Raw genomic sequence first — 23,356 nt, forward strand, 5'->3', positions numbered from 1 at the left:
CTGTTATCTGAAAGGCTTAAATAAGAACGATGCCGAAGCCGTTGTGCCATCGCCGGTATTGCGGCCGTTTATGAAATGGCCCGCCGATAAGAACACCGAGAACCGCCTGCTGAACGTGTACCCGTAAGTAAACGATGCCTGGTTGAACGCGAAATTTTTATTGGTGGATTGTATGGGCGAAAACCTGGTAAAGCTGCTGGCCGAGTAAAACCCGCCTAACGACACCGAAACCTGGTGACGGAACCTCCTGTCGAGCGTTAGGCCGAACGAGCCGGTGTACCTGTCTTGTATGGGCCCTTCGGGGCCGAAGTACTGGCGCACGCCGTTTTCTAAAGTAAAATAATAGTTTTTACCCAGCACCTTGCCGCTGCCTGCAAAGGCAAGCTTAATTTCGGCGCCCTGCTGGTTGTAGCCCAGGCCGGGGTCGGTATACAGGGGTTGCACGAAGGTGCCTTGTATGGTAAAGTAATAAATGTAGTTGATGTTGGCCAGGTAATAGCGCAGGCCTACTTCCAAATCGGTGAAGCCCATGGTAACGGTTTTGGCGGTATTATCCTCGTAAGTGTTTTTTACATAGGGCAGCAGCGCCACCAACGTAAAGCGCCTGCTTAAACCATACTCGGCGTATAACGAAAACCCAAGCGACTCGAACTGCCCGCCCTCGGGAAACAGCGTTTTGCGGCGCAGCGAATCCCAGCCCCTGTCGGCATAAAAGTAACTGAACGACGGCGACAGCAGCAACCGTTTTGGCCGCACCGGGAAACCACCCGCGTGGCTGCTGTTTGGCGCCAGCATCATGATGCCGATGGCAATTAATAAATACTTTAAGTGAGTTTTAGGTAAATTCATCTTTTAAAGTTAAAATAATGCAAACGCGTCGCGCATCCACCTGCCCTCCAGGTCTTTGTACACCTGGCTTACTTCGTGCCCCAGATCTTTAAACACCAGCAGCTTTTTTTTGCCGGGGATGATGTTAAACGTGCCATACTCGTTATAGGGTGGGGCGTAGGGGTCTAACAGGCCTATGCCCATAATGGTATTGCAGGTTAAGTTGGCGGCAAAGTTCTTCCCGTCGTAATAGTTTAAATTATCAAGCACCTTGGTAAAGGTTAAGCCAGGCTGTGTACGTACATATTTTTTGATATCGTTTATTGGCCAGGTAACCTCGCCGTCTAAATTATTTACATCGCATAATATAGGGTTTTGCGCCGAGCACAGGTTAACCCTTTTATCAAGGCTGGCGGTGGCTATGGCCAGGTACCCGCCCATACTACCGCCCGATACCAGTATATTATCGTGCTTAAGGTTGGGCTGCGCGTACACAAAATCAACCGCGCGTATGCAATCCATTATCACCCCGCGCATCACGTACTTGTCGCGGTCTTCTACCCGGTAAAAAATAAACTCGTCGCGGCGGGTATCGATCGGCCCGCGACTATTACCCTGCCCCCTTACGTTTAGGGTGATAATAGCCAGGTCTTCATCCAGACCGGTTATGGGCAATAAGTTAACCTGGTAACCCGGTAAACCCAATAATACGGAAAACTTGCGATTCTTGTTACTGCTGATGGGCACCGTCATCCATCCCCGTATGGTGTAGTTATCCAGCGATTGCATCTCGATAAGGTACACCTTGCGGTTATCGGTGTTCATTTTTGGCATCGGCGTTACCTTAAAGTTTGGTTTCACCTGTGCCAGTTCGGCTTTTGCTTTTTGCCAGAAGGCGTCAAAATCGGCAGGCTTGGGGTACTTAGATCGTATCTCCTCGGGCTTAATGCCAAAAACACGGCGCGTGGTATCGTCGTACTCGCTAATGTTCACCATAAAGTTCACCTTGTAAAAACCCGACTTTAGGGCCGGCAGCTCAAAGGTGTATTTCTCCGCGGCTTTTTTACCGATATGGGCTTTCTGCGTGCCCGAACCTATTTTTTTGCCATGCTGCGTAATCAGGTATGATACCGTGCCCTCCTGCACCACATCGGTAGGGTTTTTTACCTCGAAAGTATATTTGGCGTTGCTATCAAAAATGGCGTTCTTGCTGGCCGAGGTAAGCACGGTAGATATACCCTCCTCGTCGTCCTGGGCTACGGCCGGGCTTATCGCCGCGAAAGTTAACAGGCATAGCAGTAAAAAAAATATCTTGTTTGATGGATTAGCCATATTAAGCCTTAATTGCTGCTGAGTTGTTTTCGGGGTTACGTGGTTGGTTTTTGATCAAAAAATCCGACCTGCGAATATAATGATTTAGCGGCTCCTCTATCAGCTTGAACAACAGGATAGATACCCCGTTAAGGATGATAAAGGCGTACAGCACGTTCAGGTTATCGTACTGGAAGGGCGAGTTCCAGTCCTTCCCCCATTTATCGTACAGCTCAAAAATATCATCGTTCCATTTGTTAAAGGCGTTGTGTAAAATATCGTACATCCAGCCCAAATGGATCAGGTAAAATATATACGAGCTTTTGCCCAGCAGCTCAACAAATTTGTTCGATAATATTTTTTTGAGGATGGTAGTTTCGGTCAACAGGCCGTAAAAGAACAGCGCTATAGAGGCTGCCAGCAGGTAATTATTGGTGATGATGCCCAGCGGATGGTGCAGGCCTGCAACCTCGCCTTTGGGGATAGGCAGCAGGCTCATGATCCACACGCAAACAAATATCAGCCCGAAACCCAGGTAAGTGTATTTGCTTTTGCTTTGCCCCGTCAGGTTTTTTTTGCGTACGATAAGCGCCAGTTGTATCCCCGCGAAAAACTCGAAACACCGGCCCAAAAACGTGTACAGCATCATGAAGGTAAAGTTGCCGAAAAAGCCATACCAGTTAACATGCCTGAATATCAGCACCAGCGTAACGCCCGCCAAAGTAATGGCCACCGGCTGCACGTAAAACTTGCGGTACTTTTGGGCGAAGTAAAATATAAAAGGCGCCGAAAAGTAAAAGCACTCCTCTACCGTAAGGCTCCAGCCCTGGGCAATACCGGTAAACTTTAACTGGTCGAAAAAGCCGCGTAAAAAGGTGATATGCATAAAAAACAGCCCGATGGGGTTGGCAAAGCCATTGGTTACCTTTTGGTCGTGCGTAAAATAGTAGGCTACAAAGGCCCCCAGCGTAAGCAAAAAGTACATGGGGTAAATACGCGCCACACGGTTTTTAAGATACTGCCTGAACCAGTTGCCGGTGAGCTTAAAGCTGTCGAAATACCTGAAGGCGATCAAAAAACCCGACAGCACAAAGAAGATGGTTACACCGATATGGAACTCGTTAAGAAAACGTTGCACAGCACGGGGAAAATTTTCATCAAAGGCGTAGGCGTAATGCGATATGAATACCAGGTAGGCAGCCATTGCACGCACGCCTGTTAGGGCCGGAATGTAATTTTGTAAAGGTTTTTGCGCCAAAACTGTAGTTTAAATTTGTGTTTAACCCGTAATTATCGCCTATGGTTATGCAAAGCAAGTACCACTTGTACGCACTGCCGAATTTAGCCTCACCCCGGCCCTCTCCAAAGGAAGCCTCACCCCAGCCCTCTCCAAAGGAGAGGGAGCTAAAGCACGCTTATTTTAAAGTCCTCTCCTTTGGAGAGGATTCAGGTGAGGCTTAAAGCACCCCGGCCCTCTTCCATAGGAGAGGGAGCTAAAGCACGCTTATTTTAAAGTCCTCTGCAAAGGAGAGGATTAGGTGAGGCTTAAATCACCCCGGCCCTCTCCATAGGAGGGGGAGTAAGCCCTTACCACCACGCTGTCATTTCGAACGATAGTGAGAAATCTTATACGAGCGATCAGTGCCGGCTATGCACGTTCAAATGCAAGGCGTAGAAGATCTCTCCCCGCTATCGCTCGTTCGGGATGACAGCGGCGGGTATCCATGCAATTTCATCTGCACATCTGCATATCTGCACATCTATAAAGCAGACCCCTGCACCACGCCCCTGCTTAAAATCCGCTGGTCAATATAGTACTGTATCTCGCTTTTTTTCAATCCCCAGTTGGGGGCAATCAGCAGCTCGCGGTCGCTAAGGCCGAAGAGGCGCTGGATGATGATATCCGGCCGTACCAGCGGCAGCAGTTCGCACAAAAAGTCGGCGTACTCGTCAATACTGAACAGCTTAAAAGGTTCGCGCTTGTACTTAACGCCCATCACGCTGCCCTCTACAATATGCAGGTGATGAAATTTTACAAATTTTATCTGCGCGTGGCGGTTTATCTCGTCGGCGTATTTCAGCATCATCTCCTTAGTTTCCCAGGGGAAACCGAAGATGGTGTGCACACAAATATCCAGTTTGGTGTTTTCGGTTAAGGCAAGCGCCCGTATCAGTTCTTCGTGACTGCAGCCACGGTTTATCTGGTTCAGCGTATCGTTGTAAATGCTCTCCATGCCCATCTCCAGGTCAACGTCAAAACGGTCGGTGTAGCTTTCCAGCAGGGCTATCTTTTCGGCGTCTATACAGTCGGGGCGGGTACCCACGCTAAGGCCAACAATATCTTCGGTGCCATAACTTAAGGCCTCGTCGTACATCATTTTAAGGTAATGCGCAGGCGCGTAAGTGTTGGTATTGGGCTGAAAGTAGATAATAAACTTATCGGCCTTGTTGCCCTTGCGGGCGCGCTCCATACCCTCTATCACCTGCTGGCGCACGGTAGGGGCGTTGCGGCTTACCGATGGCGTAAACGAATCGACATTGCAATAGGTGCAGCCGCCGTAGCCCTTGCTGCCATCGCGGTTGGGGCAGGTAAAGCCGCCATCAACAATCACCTTAAACACCCGGTGCCCTTTGTATTTTTCCTTAAGCCAGGGGCCATAGTTGTTATAGCCCTTCTCCCACCTCGGTTCTACCGGTTGCGTTATTGTTTCCACTGATTGCATTGCCGCAAAGATACGGATTTTTAAATGTGCAGGTGTGCGGATGTGCAGATGTGCAGATGCAGTTCCCCTCTTGAAACCATTGGTCCACGAGATACTGTGCAACTATTGGGCGGCTTAAATTCCCTCCCTTGGGAGGGGCGCGATGTTTGTGTGGTGGCAGGGAGGGGTTTATAGACGATGTATGTTGTATAAACCCCTCCCTACACCCTCCCGTTGGGAGGGAATCGCACCTCCCCGATACTTTAATTTATCCCTTTACAATCCGGGATATTTTCCCGCTTGCAGAGCGCTTAGGGGTGTGTTAATGAAGCGATGAGTAGAAGTAAGGCTATCATGGTGAGCCTGTCGAAGTCTGTCATGGTGAGCCTGTCGAACCACATAGCCGCATTTTGTCATGCTGAACATAGTGAAGCATCTATTAGCCAGGATGCATAAGCGTACAGGTCTTCGACAAGCTCAGACTGACAAGCCACAGACCAAGTTCCCCTCTCGAGAGGGGTTAGGGGTGTGTTGATGATAATTTCGAACATCGAATGCTGAATATCGAATGTCGATCTACTTTATTATTCAACATTGGGCGTTCGGTGTTCGAAATTTTGATAGCCGATAAGTAAAGGTACTGTTGCAGCGTTTGGTTACGCCAGCCCCGCTATCCGCTCATACGCCTGCAGGCCTTACGCGCTAACTATTAAAGCCACTGCAAACCGCAAACTAATAACTGCTGACCGAAAGGTGGCCGGTATACGCTGCTATCGGGTTTAGGGGGCGATGGGGCTGCCGTTATGCCGAATTTATTTCGGCATCCCACAAGCATCTTGGCTACCTGCCGCGTGAGTTCCTGAAACAAGTTCAGGATGACGGGTTGGCTAATTCCAACTGTCCGCAAAGGGAAGCGGACATGCCGGACGGGGTAACCTGTCATTTCGAACGAGGTATGATGAGAACCAACCGGAGGGAATTCATCACGCCTTAAACATAAAATACTTGATAAATCTTATACGCTTTGCATGGGCCCGAGATAGGGCGCTTGCGGTAGCGGCAGAATATTATCTATTAGTTAATTGAAAAACAGGTATTTATACGTATAGGAATATTGCTCTCTATTAATAATATTAGCAAATTAACCAAACTTAATTATGAGAATTACAAAAAGGAGAATTAGAAAACCTGACAACTATCTACTTGGAATAAATCCAGGGGACAACTTTTACGTGGCAAGCCCAGTTATTACAAACGCGAACCAACAATTGTTAATTAATGCCGGTTTTACACCCGCATTAAACATCGGAGAACAAGTTCTTCCAACTGTTAATAAAGCCATTTCAAAATTCAACGCAAATGGTGGTTTTATTACTTTAAAGGGCCAGCCTAAGGTTCCAGCTCAGCGAGAGTTTACTTTTCAAGACTGGCATGGCAATTGGCATACCAAAATGATAGATTACGAACGATATCCAAGACAAATATTACCAGCTCCACTAATTGAAATAAGCATTGTAGAAAATCTGCAAGGAGAGAAAATAGCAAGATCTCCTCTGTTAAATAATTCCCCAGGGAATCATAACATGATTAAACATACTATTAATCTATTTTTAGAACTGTTTGGAGAATGTGAAATTTTACAAGATAACTTGCTTCCGGCACTTAATATTCCAATAACGAGGTTAAATTGGGATATTCTACCACCGGGAAATTATCCTTGGGCTACTTTACAGCCAAGAATTCAAATGGTAATAAATAATACACCAATAAATACTCGCCAAGCAATTCAAGATCGATTTGAATTCTTGTCTAGTTATACACCAAATTTTGTAGCCACAGGACGGGCTGGATTTAAAGGGTATTTTGTATTTGGTTATCCAAAGCATGATTTTTATATATTGGAAAGTATTTTTGAAGGCAATGCCACGTATGTTTTAGGACAGGACTGGAATGTTGTGGCTCAACTTTCTAAAGGAGAGATACTTGATAATCAATTACACCAATATCGATTTTTACACAACGATGCATGGCAGAAAAATATAAATGATATAATGTAAACCATATTGTTTTATAAGCCTTATTAGTGAAACTATATACCATTTGATATTAAATTTATGAGTGAAAAAGACACAAAAAAACACAAAAGTAATTTGACGACGATACGGTTTCACTTTTATTCTCTAAAGTTCACTCCATATAACCAGAGTAATCAATCTAATGATGATATACTTTTTAAAATAATCACGTATGTAACAAACGAATTACACAAAGGGAAAGGACATTTAATAGACAGAAATCATAATCGACCGGAAGAGGGAAGTAGAGAGTTATTCATGGCTCAATCAGTTATCTTACTAAAGGAAAAAAGGATAAGGTGTACAATGGCTTTATTAAGATCAGGAAGAGTTCCCATGCTTAAACCTGCTGACAAGTTCAAGTTAATCCCATTAGATGCAGCTCAAGGGTCAATAGCCGAACAGACCCACTTCTTTATCGATTATAGTAGAAACCCTGCTGTGATCTGCTTAGAATTTAATAGTAATGGGCCACGTTTATCCGATATAGAATATTACCTGAGAAACGTTGCAAGAGACACATTGAAATTAGCCAAGGCGACTGAAGTTACGGTATATATGGATACATCAATTGATAAAACTTTAACAGAACTCAAAAATGTTTTGAATATCGATATAAAGATACAACCGCAGAAATTGGCAAAAATGGATACAGATTTAGTTGGACAGTATTTTTTAGGTATAAACACGATAGGCCAACGTATAAAACCTAAGTTTATAAAACTTGAAGCATTATTCCAAACTCCCGGGAATTCGGTCAAAAGTACGCAATTGAATAAAGAAGCTAATAATATGGTAATTAATTTACTGCAAAAATTTAAAGGACGTCCCTTTAATATTGACGCTTTTGAAAATTTTGTGGTTCGATACGAAGATATTAATGGGAAAGAGGAAGTTTTCAATCTATTAAAAGGTAAAAAAGAAATCATTAAAGAAATAGATTTAAAGAAAACAACGAAACTCAAAGAATGGTATGAATTGATTCAAATAGAGATAGACGATTTTATACAAAGCTTGTAGTCGTGATGAACCAATACTTTCGACGACCATTAATTTGCGATTATACAATAGGACTTACCCTATGTACTGTATGCTTCTATTTTTATAGAAGTAGTTATATAAGCTTACCAAAAGAACAATTTACGGTAAGCACCGCATCCGATTTATCAACAATTGCTTTGACTCTTGCAGGTTTTATTTTAACGCTTTTAACAGTCCTCATCACTTTTAAAAGCGGCTCTACGATTAAAAAAGACACGAATATCGACGAAGAAACAGTGTTTGAAATCTTTTTTGCAACTGACTTATACTTCGAAACCGTTAAGCATTTGAAAAACTGTGTTAAATCTTTAACTGTGATTTCGGTAATCGGTTATTCTTTAAAATTATTTTTAAATGAGGGTAGCCAAAAATTTATTTATTTTTTTAACATTCTCGGCTTAGTCATAATTGCTCTGACGTTATGGCGAAGCCTTTTGATATTAACTAGAATTATAAACCTTCAAAAAGCAGGATGATTTGAAAATGAAATTATTGTTTTTTTATGAAATTATGTTCATTCAGACTTTCTAATTTGGTCTTGCGTGATTACCGCAATTATTGCGCCTATGGCATTGGAATTTAGTTTATCCGGTTAAATCCAAAATAGCGTAGCAGTCACAATCCAAAGCCCATAACAGCACCCCCACAAAACGGCATATAAAAATTCCCCCATAAGCATGGTGGCACAATCATGTCAGTACCTGAAAATGCAATTCGCTGGTTATCAGGTGTTCATGTATGTTCACAGTGTTCACGTGCGCCGAACGTGAACACCTGGCGGCAAAGCGGCGGCGTGTTATTCTGCCTGGCACATCCGTCAACACACCCCTAACCCCGCTCAAGAGGGGAGCTGCTCGGGCAATAAAAAAGGGCAACCTGCATGTTTTGCGGGTTGCCCTTTTTGTTTGGGTTATGTATGTGGTTATTTATCCCACCATACATGGGTAGACAGGGCGTCGGGGCCTTGCCTTGCAATAACTTCGTTGTAGTTTTGCTTATTAAGGTCGTTTTCTGATTGCGGGTACTGCTGCCTGCGGGGTATATGCTTATCGGCGTTCAGCGCGGTTGGCACAGGGTCTACCAGGTTGGGGTAGCCCGTGCGGCGGTACTCGGCCCATGATTCCCAGCCGTTGCCCAGGTAGTTGGCAATCCATTTTTGGGTGATGATCTGCTCGAGGGCGTTGCCGGCATTAAAGGTTACACCGGGCTGCGCCAGGTAGGTGGTTATGTTACCCGCCGAAATGCCGTTTTGCTGCAGCGAAGCGGTGATGCCCTGCGTGTAAAACGTGGCCGCGGCGGCATCGCCCCCGGGTATCCAGCCGCGGTGGGCGGCTTCGGCCTGGGCAAACAGTATTTGCGCGTAGCTTGTCCATACCGCAGGAGATGACTGCGACGAGTAGGCGCGGCCAATCTGCGAAACGTTCCCCGGGTCAATGGTGTTAGCGGCTACGTCGCGGTTGCCAATGCTGTACTGGTCAAGGTCGTCGCCGGCGGTAGCATAAGGCAGGCCAACATATTCGCCGTTATCGGCAACCTCGGCGTATACCGGCAGGCGGGGATCGTTCAGGGCTTTTAAACGGTTAACCAGCTGGTCGCTCACGGCATAATCGTACCGGTTACGGTAGTTGCCAAAGTATGGGTTTTCGTTATTTTGCTCGGCGGCATATTTGTAGGCGGCGTTATCGTCGTTAGAGGTCATCAAGCCGTCGGCAACCGCTTTTTTAAATTCGGCGCTGCCGGTGTTTGGGTCAACCTCGCTTAAGCGCAGGGCCATAACGGCGCGCAACGAGTTTGCCCAGTGTTTCCATTTGGTAACATCGCCATCAAACAGCAGGTCGTTAAAAAAGCCGCCGCCATCAAACTGCGCCTGTGCTTCGGTAAGTTCCTTAAACAGGTCGGTATAGATATCCTTTTGCGCATCAAACTTTGGGTTAAGGGTGTTTAGCCCTTGTAAAGCCTGGCTGTAGGGGATATCGCCCCAGCGGTCGGTAATGGTTAGAAAGATAAACGCCCTTAATATACGGGCCGCGGCAATCTGGTTTGCGTTTGAGCCGAAGTTGGTGGTGGTTACCTGGTCTTTATAAGCAGGGTCGGTGTTAAACCGTATCACCTGGTTAAGATCGGCGATAGGGCCGGTATAATACCCCTGGTAATCGTACTGGGCCAGCGCGAACCTCGATTCGTTGGTGTAAAACGTTTCGGACAGGTATTGCGAGTATAACTCGCCCGCAAAGCTGTTGATATTTGTGGTAGCGCCGCCGCCGCCGGTGCCGCCAAGGTATTGCAGGGCGCCGTTAAAGGCGTACCCGGTTGATAATACCGAGGGCTGGTTGGGGTTTACGTTTATATCGTCGGTTATTTTTTTGCACGACGTAGCTGCCGTTACCACTAAAAAAACAACCATGAATTTATTTAAAAACTTTTTCATAAAACATCAATAGTTAAAAGTTTAAATTAAGGTTAAAGCCTATGGTACGTGTTGCGGGTAATTGCCCGCCCTCGTAAAACGACGTTTGCAGTTGAGACGGGTCTATCCCCTTAACTTTGGCTTTGGTATATATTAACCAGGGGTTTTGCGCCACAATTGAAAAGCGTGCCGATTGCAGCGGAATGCGCCCAAACCAGCTTTTAGGGATATTATACCCCAGGCTCACCTCTCTTAATTTAATGTAAGTAGCATCGTAGGTGTACTGCTCCCAAATGGTGCTGTAGTAACCTTCATTAAGGTCGCGGGTATCAACATAGGTAGTGTTTGGGGTGCCATCTTCATGCACGCCCTTAACCAGCGTACCACCGCCGGCCGATGGGTCATCGCGCCGCGGGATGCCGTTTTCGTTGTTACCTACGGTAGATAAGGCCAGGCCCGAACCGGCAAGGTTTTGCTGGGTTACCGATACAAACTTGCCGCCATACTGGTAATCGATAGAAAAGCCGAGATTAAAGCCTTTGTAGGTTATGCTGTTGGTAAAACCACCGGTAAAATCGGGCAGGATGTTTCCCAGGGTTACATTATCGTCCCGCTCGGGGAAACCGTCTGCATCAACAATAATATTGTTCGACGCATCCCTGCGGAAACCAGAGCCTATTAATTGCCCGTACGGCTCGCCAACTACGCTGTTAACCGAGAAGGATGGCGACCCCACAAAACCGAAACCTGTGGCGCCGGCGCCCTGGTATCCCGAAAGGGTTGCGCCACCGCCACCCTCGGGCGATGAGCGCAGGGTGTTAAAGCCGGGATAAAGCGATACCACCTTATTGCGGTTAAAGGCTATGTTAAAGTTGGCATCGTAAGTAAGCGTGCTGTTTTTAACCGGCGTACCCCCCAACGACATTTCGATACCATGGTTAACAATAGAGCCTGCATTGATGATAATGCTTGAGTAACCGGTGGTTCCGTTAACCGGTAAGTTAAGTATCTGGTCTTTGGTGTTGCGATGATAGTAGTTAAAATCAAACCGGATGCGGTCGCCTTTTAAGAAGTGCAATTCGGTACCCAATTCGTACGCGGTTGACAGGGTAGGCTTAAGGTTTGGATTTGGCAAACTGTTTGGTAAAAACTGTATAGGGCTGCTGCCATAAGGCACTGTACTTAAGTTAAAGGTTTGCGCGGTTTGGTAAGGGTCGATGTCTGAACCTACCTTAGCTACCGATGCCCTTAACTTACCAAACGTAAGGAAATTGTTTTTTGGAACAAGGCCCGATTCGGTAAACACAAACGATGTTGACGCGCCGCCATACCAATAAGAGTTGTTGTTTGATGGCAGGGCGGATGATTTATCGTTACGGATGTTTAAGTCGAGATACAAAAACTGCTTGTACCCAAATGAAGTGTAACCGTACATGCTGTTCACCACCTTGGTGCTATGGAACGAACTGTTGCTCGGCCTGTCTAACGAGTTGTTTACCGTATAAAGCCCCGGGATTGCCAAACCGCCGTTTGTACCGGCTGTTAAATATTTGGCAACATCTTCCCTCGATTCGGCATAAGCGCCCGCACGGAACGAAAGATCGGTGCCAAAATAATGGTCGTACTCTAACGAAGCCACATAATCATACTCTTTGTATTGATAGGTGCTTTCGGCGTAGGCATCGGGGTTAATGGTGTACGAACCCACCCGGCTGTTTGCATCGCGGTTTAAATAATCGCCCCTGGCAATTACAGATAATTTGAGGTCCTTCCTTAAGTTATATGACGCAGTTAAGTTACCGTATAAACGATTGTTGTTTGCCTCGGATGTGTTAACATACGCTTCGGTATAAGGGTTGTCCCAATACTTCGGCGAAAGGTTGGTTGGGCTGGTAATATTCCAGGTAGTGTAGGTACCATCGGGCCTGCGATAGTTTTTTAGTTTATTCATCTCCAGGTCGCGGTGAAACCACTGGTTAAACGAGCCCGATGTTTGCGTTCCGTAACCCTCTGCCGGAACATTCTTCAGATTTTCCTGAAAAATATTGACGTTGGCGCTAACGGTTAATTTGGGCGTTAGCTTAATTTCGCCGTTTACGCTTACGTTATTACGCGTTTGGTTGGTATTTGGGCTTACACCGGTACGGTTCAGGTTGGTGTACGATATACGGGTGTTGTAATTATCGCCGGCTTTTGAAAAAGCTACGTTGTTGTTGGTGGTAACACCTGTTCGGTAAAAATCGCGTACGTTATTTGGCTGTGCCACAAATGGCTTAAGCTTACCAAACTCAGGGTCCGAGGGGTCCCAGAAATACCAGGGGGCGTACATAGTGCCATCCATGCGCGGGCCCCAGCTTTCGTCTACCGAGTAGTTATAATATTTAACGCCGCTAAAGTTTTTCAGGTATTCAGGGTCGCCCGGTTTGTAATTGTAAATGTTCCAGGTTTGGCTGGTACCGCCGCCATACTCGTTTTGATATTGCGGTAATGTTGAAACGCGCTCTAAGGTTGTGGTTTGGTTTACAGATATACCTAACCCTTTTGCAGAACCCTTTTTAAGGGTGATAACAACGGCACCCTCTGAGGCACGCTGACCGTATAAAGCGGTTGCCGCCGGGCCTTTAAGCACGGTTAACGATTCCACATCATCGTTATTGACGGCATTAGGGTCGGTAATAACACCATTGACCACATAAATTGGGTTGCCACCCTGCAGCGAGTTGATGCCACGGATACGAATGGTTGACGCACCAAAGCGCGCGCCCGAGCCGCCTAATATCTGCACCCCCGATACCTTGCCGGCCAATGAGGTGTTTAGGTCCTGTTGCCGTGTCATGGTCAGGTTCTCGCCCTTTATTTGCTGCGCGGCATAACCCAGTGATTTCTCCTGGCGGGATATACCCAGAGCCGTTACCACAACCTCGCCCAGCTGCTGGCTGCTTTCACTAAGGGCCACATCAATAACAGTTTGGCCGCCAACCGGCACTTCTTTGGTAGTAAAGCCGATAAATGAGAATACAAGCGTAGCGTTATTATCAGGTACGGTGATAGAAAACTTGCCGTTCCCGTCGGTAATCGTACCTGCCTGGCCGCCCTTTACCCGCACACTAACACCCGGCAGGGTGCCCTTGTCTTGCTGCGCTGTAACGGTGCCTGTTACTGTTTTGGTTTGGGCCGATACCATCGCAGCGTTAAAAATCAAAACAACCAATAATAATAATCTATTCATATTTAGTACTCCTTTTCCATAAAAACATTAAACTTCATTTTTAACTATTAAAATTTAAAAAGCGACCCCTACGCCGAGGGAGGCGCTTTCCTAATTAACTGATCTTATAAAGAACAAACAGCGTATGTAATATTTTCTTCGGCAGTAAAGCCGGGTGTGAATTTGGTTTGGTCTACCAGCGTCATCAAACGTTAAGTTTAAATACAGGTAATTAGGGAGGGTAATGATTTTGGGCGCATATGAAACGCCGCACCGGTCTCTGTCATAGTTGACAATGCAAACATATTAATTTTTGATTAAATGAGATGATTTAAGGTTAATTAAAAACGAATATTATTCGAGCTATTAATTCTTTGGTTAATATTTAATATAAATGCAGAAAGTGGGAGCGATCGATGAATAATAACGGCACTATATGGGATAATATAATCCGGAGATGTACCTTTTGTCTCTATGTTTTAAAAGCATACTTCGGTAAGTACACTAATTAGTAACCTGATTTTTACAATAACCGGGTAAGTTGACGTCAATTCAAGTGTTTGAATGACGAATAGCGCGTTTAATAGACACCTGATGCCGCAAGCTATCAGGATTGCACATCAACATAACCTTGACCTTCTTGTCGAGGAAACCGCATCTGCTTTCCGGCTATGAGCGATTGAACCATCACCCATCATCAACTTATTATGCATGCATAGTTATCTAAAATCATTAATTTTGCCGCTTAACCATTATACGCCTGCATGGAAAGCATTGCTCCTTATAAGTCGCAACACAAAATACGCTTTGTAACCGCCGCCTCGTTGTTCGACGGGCACGACGCTACCATTAACATTATGCGCCGCATTTTGCAAAGCACCGGTGCCGAGGTTATTCACCTGGGCCACAACCGCAGTGTTGATGAGGTGGTGAACTGCGCCATACAGGAAGATGTGCAGGGTATTGCCCTCACCAGTTACCAGGGCGGCCACGTAGAGTACTTTAAATACATGCACGACCTGCTGACCGAGCGCGGCGCGGGCCATATCAAAATATTCGGCGGTGGGGGCGGGGTGTTCCTTCCGCACGAAATTGAAGAGTTGCAGGCCTACGGCATCACCAAAATATATTCGCCCGACGACGGCCGCACCATGGGCCTGCAAGGCATGATAAACCACATGATGCAGGAGTGCGATTTTTTGACGCCGGAAAGCCTTACCCCAACCCTCTCTGAAGGAGAGGGAGTTAAGCCCATGATGGACAAAGGAGCAATAGCCCGGCTGATAACTGCCGCTGAGTTAGGAAGCCCAGTTGAACTTAAGACTAAAGACTTAAGACTAAAGACTCCTGTCCTCGGCATCACCGGCACGGGCGGCTCGGGGAAATCAAGTTTGGTGGATGAGATCGTTCGCCGCTACCTGATGGAGACGGACAAAACGCTGGCCATAATATCGGTAGATCCCAGCAAGCGCAAAACAGGCGGCGCCCTGCTTGGCGACCGGATCCGCATGAACGCGATAAATAACCCGCGGGTGTATATGCGCTCGTTGGCAACAAGGCAGGCCAACCTTGCGCTAAGCAAGCACGTGCAGGAAGCCATTGATATTTGCAAAGCGGCGGGTTACGACCTGGTGATCGTTGAAACAAGCGGCATTGGCCAGTCGGACACGATGATAACCGACTATTGCGACCTGTCGTTATACGTAATGACCCCTGAGTTTGGCGCTGCCACCCAGCTGGAGAAGATTGACATGCTTGATTTTGCCGACCTGGTAGCTCTAAATAAGTTTGATAAACGCGGCGCTTTAGATGCCATTCGCGATGTGCGCAAGCAGTACAAGCGCAACCATATGCTTTTTGATGCCAAAGATGAGGACCTGCCCGTTTACGGCACCATGGCCTCGCAGTTTAACGACCCGGGTATGAACACGCTGTTTACCGCCCTGATGAAAACCGTTAAGGACAAGACGGGGGTGGATCTGTTGGGGGATCAGGAATCAAGAGGCAAGAATCAAGAGGGCGAATCGGAGAAGATCTATATCATCCCGCCGGACAGGATACGTTATTTGGCCGAGATTGCCGAAAGCAGCGCCGCCTATACCGATTGGGTTAACGAGCAGTGTAAAATAGCCCAGCAGATGTATAATGTGAAGGGCACGATAGCAACCGTAGAGACGCAATACCTTGCGTCTTCGGCTATGCAAGCCGCCGATGCACAGGAGTTTAATACGCGAAGTATCGCGTCTCTACAAGAGATATATTTACACCTGGAAGACCACCTGCACGCCGATTGCAAGCGCCTGCTAAAGGATTGGCCCGAAACCGTTGCCAAATACCAGGCCGAGAACTTTATATATAAGGTAAGGGATAAGGAAATTAAACAGCCGTTGTACTACACCTCGCTTTCGCAGTTAAAGGTGCCCAAGATAGCTTTACCAAAATACGAGGCCTGGGGCGATATACTGCGCTGGCTGCTTACCGAGAACGTACCGGGCGAGTTCCCGTACGCGGCAGGGGTGTTCCCGCTGAAGCGCGAGGGCGAAGATCCAACCCGCATGTTCGCAGGAGAAGGCGGCCCCGAACGGACGAACAAGCGTTTCCATTATGTATCGCTTGGTCAGCCTGCGCACAGGCTCTCCACCGCGTTCGACTCGGTTACCCTGTACGGCGAAGACCCGCACGAGCGGCCGGATATTTATGGTAAAATAGGTAACTCGGGCGTAAGCATCGCCACTCTGGACGATGCCAAAAAGCTGTACTCGGGGTTTGATCTGTGCCATCCTTCAACCTCGGTATCCATGACCATCAACGGCCCCGCGCCTATGCTATTAGGCTTCTTCATGAACGCCGCCATAGACCAGCAATGCGAAAAATACATCACCGAGCATAAGCTGGAACATTTGGTAGAGGCGGCTTATAGGAGGATTTATGACGATAAGGGGATGGAGCGGCCGAAATATCAGGGCGCGTTGAAGCCTCAACCTGCCCTATCTAAAGGAGGCCTTACCCCAACCCTCTCCAAAGGAGAGGGGGTTAAAAGGTTGGGGTTTGAAACGGCTGACTTAAAAATTTGGGATATACTGAAAGAAAATTCTAAGGATAACCGACAAAACCCGACAGAAGCCGAAGGCTTGCTATGGCAATTATTAAGAAATAATCAAATTGGCTATAAGATAAGAAGACAACATGCGATTGATGGTTACATTGCAGATTTTGTTTGCTTACCAAAGGGGTTGGTAATTGAGATTGACGGCGGGTATCATAATATAACAAAGGACCAAGATGAGGTCAGAACCCGAGTGTTAAATGATGAGGGATTTGATGTAATTCGATTTACAAACGAAGAAGTATTGCAGAATACTCACAATGTAATTGAGAAAATTAAAGAGACCCTTCACAATCAGCCAGACAGGAAAGTCCTCTCCTTTGGAGAGGATTTAGGTGAGGCCTCTTCGAAACTTCCCAACGGCAACAACGGCCTGGGGTTAATGCTTTTAGGTCTTACCGGCGACCAGGTTTTACCTGCGGATGTATATGAGAAGATTCGCGCTTATGCCATTGCCACCGTGCGTGGTACGGTTCAGGCCGATATTTTAAAGGAAGACCAGGCACAAAACACCTGTATCTTCAGCACGGAATTTGCCCTGCGGATGATGGGCGATATCCAGCAGTATTTTATACGCGAGAAGGTTCGGAATTTTTATTCGGTATCCATATCGGGCTACCATATCGCCGAAGCGGGGGCAAATCCTATCACCCAACTGGCCTTTACCTTAAGCAACGGTTTTACTTATGTAGAGTATTACCTAAGCAGGGGTATGCACATTGATGATTTCGCGCCTAACTTGTCCTTCTTTTTCAGCAACGGTATCGATCCGGAATATTCGGTGATCGGCCGCGTAGCAAGGCGCATCTGGGCCAAGGCCATCAAAAACAAATACAAGGGGAACGACAGGTCGCAGAAACTTAAATACCATATCCAAACCAGCGGGCGGTCGCTGCATGCGCAGGAGATCGACTTTAACGATATCCGCACCACGCTGCAGGCTTTATATGCCATTTACGATAACTGTAACTCGTTACACACAAACGCATACGACGAAGCCATTACCACCCCGACCGAAGAATCGGTGCGTAGGGCGATGGCTATTCAGCTGATCATTAACCGCGAACTGGGCCTTGCCAAGAACGAGAACCCTATACAGGGGGCTTTCATCATAGAAGAACTAACCGACCTGGTAGAGCAAGCCGTATTAACCGAGTTTAAGGCCATCAACGATCGCGGCGGTGTATTGGGCGCTATGGAAACCATGTACCAGCGCAGCAAGATCCAGGAAGAATCGCTTTATTACGAAACCCTTAAACATACTGGCGAATACCCTATCATCGGGGTAAACACCTTTCTTAACAAAAAAGGGTCGCCTACCATTGTACCTTCGGAAGTTATCCGCGCTACCGAGGAAGAGAAGCAGTTCCAGATAGCGGCACTGCACCTTTTTCAACAACGCAACGCGGAGCATGCACCTGCCCTGTTAAAAGAGCTGCAGCAGCGCGCCATAGCCGGCGATAACATCTTCGAAGCTTTAATGCAAGCTTGTAAATATTGCAGCTTAGGCCAAATAAGCAACGCGCTTTACGCGGTAGGGGGGCAGTACCGAAGGAATATGTAGTTTGAATAACTTACTTCCCAAATGCCCATGTCAAAAACTTGGGCATGGCTTTGCCCCAGGTTTGGGTGTCGTGGGTGCCGCCTAATACCTCCAGGTACTGGATGTCGGCAGGGCGCTGATAACCTTTGGCAAGTAGTTCCTTAATAATATCGATGGTATCGTCAATCGAATCAATAATGCCATTTTTATTGCGATCGGCAGTCTCATCTTTGGTGCCGGTTTGCAGCCAAAACTTCAATTCGGGCTTGCCGGCGGTATTTTTGATGACGTTATGCATGATCCGGTCGTCATTGGTGTAACCCTTAGCCAGGTCCTTACTCCTCCACCAAAACGAAGCCGAAAAAGCGCCTGCAATATCAAACAGCTCCGGGTTATTCCAGGCAACATCCATGGCGGTCAGCCCCCCAAGCGAGCATCCCGCGAAAGCGGTCGTCTCAAAATGATCTATACCCGTATGCTCGTGGATAAAAGGCAGTAATTCGGTTTTTACAAATTTGGTGTAAAGGTCGGCTTTGGCGCCGCGCTTTTTAAAGTCGGGCTTGCCGGCTACCCCGTATTCCTGTAACCGTCCCTCACCGGCATGTATAGCCACGGTAAGCAGGGGCTTTAAGCAATTCCGTTCGTATAAATTCTCAAGCGTATCAACCAGGTTAAGGTTTTCCAGTTCCTGGCCATCATTTAGTAAAAGCAGGTTAAGTGGTTCGGCCACAGCGCCGTCTTCGGGTATCAGCAAAGTACAGGTAACATCCCGGTCAAGTATTTTTGATGTTATGGTAAATTGCTCCTGTGCTATCTTCATTTCAAAATCTGTACTGTAGTACATAGTGGTAAAATTATTTGCCTCATCTAAATCCGCTTCTAAACGAGTGGATCTAAAGTTCTTTTCCGAAACCTCTGTTTAAATACGACAGAGCGGGGCATTAAGTCAGTAAAAGGGCAAAAATACCGTTATAGTTTTAAAAAATCCTCAAAACATAATTATTTGGCACGCTGTTGACATTTACATACAATCCTGTTATATTACCGTCTTAAACACAATAACTTGACTGAGCAATATCACCGCTGGCATTCCCCAAATCTGAACCTGGATATGGAAATGCTTGTATTTGGCGACAGAGGTTACCCCGTTATACTTTTCCCCACAACTAAGGGGCGTTACCACCAGAACAAAGATTTTGGGCTGATAGACAGCGTACGGTGGTTTGTTGATGAAGGCCTGGTGAAAATTTACTGCCCCGATACCATTGACGATCGCAGCTGGTACGATAAAGGCATACACCCCGCCGATCGCGCCCGTAACTATGCATGGTACGATAAGATGCTTGTAGATGAACTTGCCCCCTGGGCCATGCACGAAACCGGCGTAAATAAAGTTGCGGCGGCGGGATGCAGCTTTGGGGGGTACCATGCTGCAAACTTCGCGTTTAAGCACCCGGAAATGGTGGGGCATCTTTTTACCATGAGCGGTGCTTTTGATGTAAAAATGTTCACCGATGGCTACTACGATGATAATGTGTTTTACAATAACCCGGTAGATTTTTTACCCGGCAGCGATAAGCCCGGGCTGTGGCAAATGAACATCATTTTAGGAACATCAGATGAGGATATATGTAAGGATGATAACATCCGCATGTCAAACATCCTGCGCGGGAAGAGTATTAACCATTGGCTGGATATCCGCCCTTTCGCTAAGCATGATTGGCCTATCTGGAAGGAAATGTTTCCACACTACTTATCTACCATAAAATAGAATCAGTTAAATAAGATATAACGACAAACCAACTACACTATAAAACATCTCATATGAAAAAAATAGGCATCTTATTCGGGCAGGAAAATTCATTTCCGCAGGCGTTTGTTGACAGGATAAACGAGAAAGCTGAAAAAAATATCAGTGCCGAATTTGTACGCATCGATAAAATGATGCAGGGCGAGCCATTAGGCTACTCGGTAATTGTAGACCGTATCTCGCAGGATGTACCATTTTACCGGGCGTCTTTAAAGAACGCGGCCATCACCGGTACGGCGGTTATCAATAACCCGTTTTGGTGGAGCGCCGACGAGAAGTTTTTTAACAATGCCCTGGCCGTAAAACTGGGTGTGCCGGTACCAAAAACGGTGCTGCTTCCCTCAAAAGACCACCCCGCAAGCACCACCGACCGCTCCTTTCGCAACCTGGCTTTCCCGCTTGACTGGGACGCTATTTTCGATTATGTTGGTTTCCCGGCGTACATGAAACCTTTTGACGGCGGCGGCTGGCGAGATGTTTATAAGATAAGCGACAAAGACGATCTGTGGGATAAATTTGCGCAAACCGGTCAACTGGTAATGCTGCTGCAGGAAGAAATTATCTTCGACGATTACTTTCGCTGTTATTGCATTGGCGGCAAGCACGTGCGCATTATGCAATACGAGCCGCGCAACCCGCACCACCTGCGTTATGAGCATGGCAAAGCCCCGGCATCAAAAAAAATGCTGGATACCATTACCAAATACGTTTTGCAGTTGAACAAATACCTGGGCTACGATTTTAATACCGTCGAGTTTGCTGTGCGCGATGGCATACCTTACGCCATTGATTTTTGCAACCCCGCACCCGATGCGGAAGTAACCAGCGTTGGTGAGGATAACTTTGAGTGGGTAGTAGAAACCGCTGCAAGCTATGCTATAGAACGGGCCAAAGCACAAAAGGATAACCGGGACAACCTTACCTGGGGCGAATATGTAAAAACCGGCGCGGCAGGTAAACCGCTGATGGGTACGGCGGCTGCAAAAACCGCCGAAGCAGATGTAAGCGCTGGTAAAGTTGACCACGCGATAACAGATGAGGCGAAACCAAAAAAGAAAGCGGCTGCAACTAAGAAGGCAGCAAAGAAATAAGTTGACTCACCCCGTTTTCCCTCCCTGCTTCGCAAAGAGGGGGTTTGGAAATGATTGCAGCTAACCCGCTTTGCGCAGCAGAGAGGGTCGACCCAGCGAAGCGTAGTCGGGGTGAGTAAACTACGATGAAAAAAAGTACCAATAACCGCTACCAATTATGAACGAGTTCACCTTAGGTGTTGAAGAAGAATTTATGGTGATTGACCCGGTTACCCGGGAGCTGCAATCGCACGACCAGAAAATTGTCGACAGCGCGCAAAAGATACATGAAGACCAGGTAAAGGCCGAAATGCACCAGGCTGTTGTGGAAGTGGGTACCCATATATGCCGTAATACCGAAGAAGCCCGCAGGGAGGTGGGCAAGCTGCGCACAACTGTAGCCCAGCTGGCCGGCGATATCGGGTTGCGTATTGGCGCGGCGGGTACACACCCGTTTTCGCACTGGCAGCACCAGCTGATAACCGACCACCCCAGGTATTTTGAAATAGTTGACGAACTGCAGGAGGCGGCACGCTCAAACCTGATCTTCGGCCTGCACGTGCACGTAGGCATCCAGAGCCGCGATATGGCTATACATATTGCCAACCAGGCGCGCTATTTTTTGCCGCATGTGTACGCGCTGTCAACCAATTCGCCTTTTTGGGAGGGCAGGAACACCGGTTATAAATCATTCCGTACAAAGGTGTTTGATAAGTTCCCGAGGACGGGTATTCCTGATTATTTTGCCAGCATTGAAGATTACGACAACTATATAAAGCTACTGGTAAAAACCAATTGCATTGATAACGCGAAAAAAATATGGTGGGACCTTCGCGTACATCCCTTCTTCGAAACCATTGAGTTTCGTGTGTGCGATTGCCCCATGCTGATAGATGAGACCATGACCTTTGTTGCTCTTTTTCAGTGCATATGCGCAAAGCTGTATAAGCTTAGGCAGCAAAACATGAAGTTTATTACCTATAACCGGGCTTTGATCAACGAGAATAAATGGCGCGCAGCACGCTACGGCATTGATGGCAAGATGATAGATTTTGGCAAGGAGCTTGAAGTAAATACGCGCGCCCTGATACTGGAACTGTTGGATTTTATTGATGATGTAGTTGACGATTTGGGTTGCCGCGACGATCTGCAATATGTACACAAGATATTAGAAAATGGTACCGGCGCCGACAGGCAACTGGCTATTTACAACCAAAACAATAACTTTGCAGATGTGGTGGATTACATTACATCGCAAACGTTAAAGGGAATATAAAGCCTCACTATGCCCTCGCCAAAGGAGAGGATTTTAAATAGAGGTTCTAAATCATCGCCTTGGAAACGATTTAGGTGCAAAAAGATTAGAATAGAACAATGAACACAGATAAACCGGAAGTAAGAGTAGCCATATTAGACCTGTACAATGGGGTGGCTAACGAAGGGATGCGTGGTTTCCGGGATATACTGGACCGTTATAAGGTGAAGCACGGGCTTGACCTTACTTATGAGATTTTTGATGTGCGTCGTAAAGCGCAGGTGCCCGATACCGGCTTTGATGTATACATATCAAGCGGCGGGCCGGGCAGTCCGCTGGATAGCGAGGGTACCGAATGGGAAAAGAAATACTTTCGACTGATAGATAAGCTGGAAAGGCATAATAAAAGCGATGATCCGCAAAAAAAGCATGTACTGTTCGTATGTCATTCGTTTCAGCTGATGTGCCGCAGGTACGGTTTGGGCGAGATCAACACGAGGCGTTCGCCATCGTTTGGGATATTGCCGGTACATTTGACCGAAGCAGGGGCTGCCGAACAGGTTTTTGAAGGCCTTGCCGACCCGTTTTACACAGTAGATTCGCGCAGCTGGCAGGTGATAAACCCAAACATGGAGCGCTTTGAAGAATTGGGTATGGAAATACTGGCGCTCGAAAAAGAACGCCCGTATGTTGACCTGCCTCGCGCGTTAATGGCTATACGCTTTAACGAGTACTTTTTTGCCACGCAGTTTCATCCCGAAGCTGATCCGCACGGTATGAAGATAATGCTGATGCGCGAGGATAAAAAAGAAGAAGTAATAAGCGAACACGGCGAAGCTAAATACCGCGAAATGCTGGAACGCCTGGACGATCCGGATAAAATAGCGCACACGCAAGATACCATCATCCCTAATTTTTTGGATGAAGCGATTTTGAAGACGTTGTCGTTTTAAACAAGTTGTCATCCTTCGCTATCGCTCAGGATGACATAGGTTAAAAG

15 protein-coding genes are annotated in these 23,356 nt (G+C 46.8%); 8 read left to right on the forward strand and 7 right to left on the reverse strand.

The window, feature by feature from the left end; all coding sequences use genetic code 11:
- Nucleotides 1–3 precede the first annotated feature (3 nt).
- The 4 genes from GWR56_RS08370 to GWR56_RS08385 all read right to left on the reverse strand — a co-directional run bounded on the left by GWR56_RS08370 (nt 4) and on the right by GWR56_RS08385 (nt 4,862).
- Entirely contained in the window at nt 4–849 is an 846-nt protein-coding gene (locus GWR56_RS08370; RefSeq protein WP_162430669.1) for a hypothetical protein, read from the reverse strand.
- A 9-nt stretch (nt 850–858) separates the two neighbouring features.
- A complete protein-coding gene (locus GWR56_RS08375) occupies nt 859–2,160 on the reverse strand; it encodes an acetylxylan esterase (protein WP_162430670.1) in 1,302 nt (433 codons plus the stop codon).
- 1 nt (nt 2,161) lies between these two features.
- Complete coding sequence (locus GWR56_RS08380; RefSeq protein WP_162430671.1) at nt 2,162–3,397, reverse strand: acyltransferase; 1,236 nt, start codon at nt 3,395–3,397, stop codon at nt 2,162–2,164.
- A 502-nt stretch (nt 3,398–3,899) separates the two neighbouring features.
- Nucleotides 3,900–4,862 (reverse strand): TIGR01212 family radical SAM protein, encoded by a 963-nt coding sequence (locus GWR56_RS08385; RefSeq protein ID WP_162430672.1) that lies wholly within the window; start codon nt 4,860–4,862, stop codon nt 3,900–3,902.
- Between the two features lie 1,136 nt (nt 4,863–5,998).
- Between GWR56_RS08385 and GWR56_RS08390 the strand changes: the two genes are divergently transcribed.
- The 3 genes from GWR56_RS08390 to GWR56_RS08400 are packed head-to-tail and all read left to right on the forward strand — an operon-like array spanning nt 5,999 to nt 8,433.
- Complete coding sequence (locus GWR56_RS08390; RefSeq protein WP_162430673.1) at nt 5,999–6,898, forward strand: hypothetical protein; 900 nt, start codon at nt 5,999–6,001, stop codon at nt 6,896–6,898.
- Nucleotides 6,899–6,955: 57 nt separating this feature from the next.
- Nucleotides 6,956–7,936 (forward strand): hypothetical protein, encoded by a 981-nt coding sequence (locus GWR56_RS08395; protein ID WP_162430674.1) that lies wholly within the window; start codon nt 6,956–6,958, stop codon nt 7,934–7,936.
- A gap of 5 nt (nt 7,937–7,941) precedes the next feature.
- Complete coding sequence (locus GWR56_RS08400; protein ID WP_162430675.1) at nt 7,942–8,433, forward strand: hypothetical protein; 492 nt, start codon at nt 7,942–7,944, stop codon at nt 8,431–8,433.
- A gap of 446 nt (nt 8,434–8,879) precedes the next feature.
- Here the strand turns inward: GWR56_RS08400 and GWR56_RS08405 are convergent, their stop codons facing one another.
- Together GWR56_RS08405 and GWR56_RS08410 are read right to left on the reverse strand one after the other, a co-directional pair.
- Nucleotides 8,880–10,385, reverse strand: coding sequence for a SusD/RagB family nutrient-binding outer membrane lipoprotein (locus GWR56_RS08405; RefSeq protein WP_162430676.1), 1,506 nt, complete (start codon nt 10,383–10,385; stop codon nt 8,880–8,882).
- Between the two features lie 13 nt (nt 10,386–10,398).
- Nucleotides 10,399–13,593: a SusC/RagA family TonB-linked outer membrane protein gene (locus GWR56_RS08410; protein WP_162430677.1), complete on the reverse strand. Its 3,195-nt coding sequence runs from the start codon at nt 13,591–13,593 to the stop codon at nt 10,399–10,401.
- 743 nt (nt 13,594–14,336) lie between these two features.
- Here GWR56_RS08410 and GWR56_RS20625 point away from each other — a divergent pair.
- Complete coding sequence (locus GWR56_RS20625) at nt 14,337–18,242, forward strand: methylmalonyl-CoA mutase family protein (RefSeq protein ID WP_238395334.1); 3,906 nt, start codon at nt 14,337–14,339, stop codon at nt 18,240–18,242.
- A 10-nt stretch (nt 18,243–18,252) separates the two neighbouring features.
- On the opposite strand, the gene GWR56_RS08425 is transcribed toward GWR56_RS20625, so the two are convergent.
- On the reverse strand, nt 18,253–19,065 hold the full coding sequence (locus GWR56_RS08425; RefSeq protein ID WP_162430678.1) for an esterase family protein: 813 nt from the start codon (nt 19,063–19,065) through the stop codon (nt 18,253–18,255).
- A gap of 219 nt (nt 19,066–19,284) precedes the next feature.
- Here GWR56_RS08425 and GWR56_RS08430 point away from each other — a divergent pair, with 219 nt between their 5' ends.
- From GWR56_RS08430 to GWR56_RS08445, 4 genes are all read left to right on the forward strand, one after another.
- Nucleotides 19,285–19,992, forward strand: coding sequence for an esterase family protein (locus GWR56_RS08430; protein ID WP_162430679.1), 708 nt, complete (start codon nt 19,285–19,287; stop codon nt 19,990–19,992).
- A 53-nt stretch (nt 19,993–20,045) separates the two neighbouring features.
- Nucleotides 20,046–21,122, forward strand: a complete 1,077-nt coding sequence (locus tag GWR56_RS08435) for a RimK family alpha-L-glutamate ligase (RefSeq protein ID WP_162430680.1) — start codon at nt 20,046–20,048, stop codon at nt 21,120–21,122.
- A 157-nt stretch (nt 21,123–21,279) separates the two neighbouring features.
- Entirely contained in the window at nt 21,280–22,377 is a 1,098-nt protein-coding gene (locus GWR56_RS08440; protein WP_162430681.1) for a carboxylate-amine ligase, read from the forward strand.
- Nucleotides 22,378–22,475: 98 nt separating this feature from the next.
- Nucleotides 22,476–23,309: a type 1 glutamine amidotransferase gene (locus GWR56_RS08445; RefSeq protein WP_162430682.1), complete on the forward strand. Its 834-nt coding sequence runs from the start codon at nt 22,476–22,478 to the stop codon at nt 23,307–23,309.
- Nucleotides 23,310–23,356 lie beyond the last annotated feature (47 nt).

It is taken from the genome of Mucilaginibacter sp. 14171R-50 (assembly GCF_010093045.1).
Lineage (GTDB): Bacteria > Bacteroidota > Bacteroidia > Sphingobacteriales > Sphingobacteriaceae > Mucilaginibacter.